Here is a 2,196-nt window from a genome sequence, read left to right on the forward strand (position 1 = left end):
GGTGTAGGCGGGGGCGCCGGCCGCGTTGACGGAGATCGTCGCCTCGCCCAGGTACAGGGTGCGTTCGGTGCCGGAGACCGCCATCAGGCGGGAGCCGTCACCGCCGTAGACGTACCTCGTCTCGTTGTCCGGCACCCACTGCTGGCCCGCGCCGGTACCACAGGTGTTGAGTTGCAGGTCGGTGCCGTCGGCCGAGTTGGCGGACGGTACGTCCAGGCACTTGCCCGACGCGATGTGCTTGAGCGTGCCGGTGGCGGTCGCCGTCCACTGCTGGGCCGCCGTCCCGGTGCAGTCGGCGATGACGACCGCGGTGCCGGCCGCCGTGGCGCCGTCCTTCGGGACCGCGCACTTGCCGAGGATCTTCAGGGCGCCCGTCGACGGGTCGGCGGAAGAGGCTGAGTCGATGCGGAATTTCTGGGCCTTGCTGCCATTGCAGGAGTAGAGCTGGAGGGGGGTGCCGGCGGTTGTGAGGGCGCTGGACAGGTCCAGGCACTTGTCGGCCAGGCCCTGCCAGGCGCCGGCGCCGTTCTCGCCGAAGCCGGTGATCTTCTCGACCTGGCCGTCCCAGGTCCAGGACAGTGCCTGTTCCGAACCGTCGTACGTGCGGGTCGTCGTGTTGCCCGCGTCGTCGTACGTCAGTGCGGTCGCCTCGGTGACCTGGGCGCCGGAGTCCGCCTTGTAGGTCGAGGACATGCCGGTCAGGGTGTGCGGCTGGGTGCCGTCCCCCTTGCCGTATGTGTACGAGGTGGTGGCGTCGGCGGTGGTGTCCAGGGCCGGGTCGTGTGCGACCAGTTTGGTGCGGTTGCCGAGTGCGTCGTACTCGTAGCTCTGCCAGTAGCCGCTGTTGGCGGCCGTGACGTTGGTCGTGCCGTCCGAGTAGGACGGAGCCGCCGCGCTCTGGCCGGTTGCCTTGCACGCCGTCGGTGCCGTCCATGCCTCGGTGAGCTGGCCCAGCGCGTCGTAGTCGAAGCACTGGAGGTCGGTGACCGAGTTGGCCCGGTCCGCGATGGAGGTGACGTTGCCGGCCGGGTCGTAGGTGTAGCTGCGGGCGTTGACGCGGTGGCCGGTGACGGCGGTGGTGTCGCTGGTGGACTCGCGGTCCACGATGGCCTGGGTCAGTTCGCCCGTCGCCTCGTCGAAGAGGTTCGTCGTCCAGACCCGGTTCGGGTTCTCGCCGCTGACCGTGCGCAGCACCTGGCCGTACGGGGAGTACGAGGTGTCCGCCGTGTACCACTCGGTGCCGGAGGTGGAGACCGGCAGGCCGTCCTCGTTGTAGCGGACGACCAGCTTCTCGGCGGGCAGGGTGCCCACGGCGGGGAGGTTGGTCGCCTCCAGGACGCCGGTGTCGGAGTACTCGAAGCTGTAGCGGTAGGTCGGTTGCAGGCCGTAGGCCATGGCGACCGACTCGGGGATGCTGATCTCCTGGCCGGTCGGCTGGTAGTCGGCGGTGTAGCCGGTGACCGCGGTGGTGTAGGCGAGGCCGTCGGTGTAGCGGGTCTGCGAGGTGGACAGGCCGGCGCCGCCGATGAGGGTGTCGTAGACCGTCTTGGTGAGGAGGGTGCCGGTGGTCGAGCCCTCGTGCTGCTCGATCGGGCGGGACAGCTTGTCGTACGTCGTGGCGACGGTGCCGTTTTCGTCGGTGACCAGGGTGGGGCGGTCCAGGATGTCGTACTCGGTGGTCGTCGTGCCGGTGTCCGGGTCGACCGCCTCGGTCTGCCGGCCGCGGGCGTCGTACGTCCAGCTCCAGGTGTTGCCTTCGGTGTCCTTGGCCTCGACCTGGTCGCCGCGATCGTCGAAGGTGTACGTCGTAGAGCGGTGCGCGGCGCGCAGCGCGTCCGTGAAGGTGTCGACGCGGACCGTGCGGCCCAGGGCGTCGGACCAGGTGCGCTGGGCGGTGGCGCCCTCCGGGTTGATGACGGTGGAGTAGTCGAGGCCGTACTCGTAGGTGGTGGTCTTGGCGGACGCCTCCGCCCCGTTCAGGTACGGGGTTTCGGTAAGGGTGCGGCCCAGGCCGTCGTACGCGTAGAGGGTGGCGTTCGGGACCTGGTAGTCCGAGGCCAGTTCGAACAGGACCGTGGAGGGGTCGCCGACGTCGTAGTACGCGTTGTTGGTCTGGGCGATGGTGCCGTTGGCGCTGTACAGGATGTCGGTGATCAGGCGTCCGCCGCCGACCGCCGGGTCCTGCTTCTGGCGTTC

At 69.4% G+C, this 2,196-nt stretch carries 1 protein-coding gene; it reads right to left on the bottom strand.

Annotated features, from left to right (window positions below):
- Nucleotides 1-2,196 (bottom strand): ricin-type beta-trefoil lectin domain protein (locus ACTT8P_RS38170; RefSeq protein WP_442836381.1); only part of this gene is annotated, 2,196 nt, incomplete at both ends.

Origin of the sequence: Streptomyces sp. JW3, assembly GCF_052216785.1 — a bacterium.
Lineage (GTDB): Bacteria > Actinomycetota > Actinomycetes > Streptomycetales > Streptomycetaceae > Streptomyces.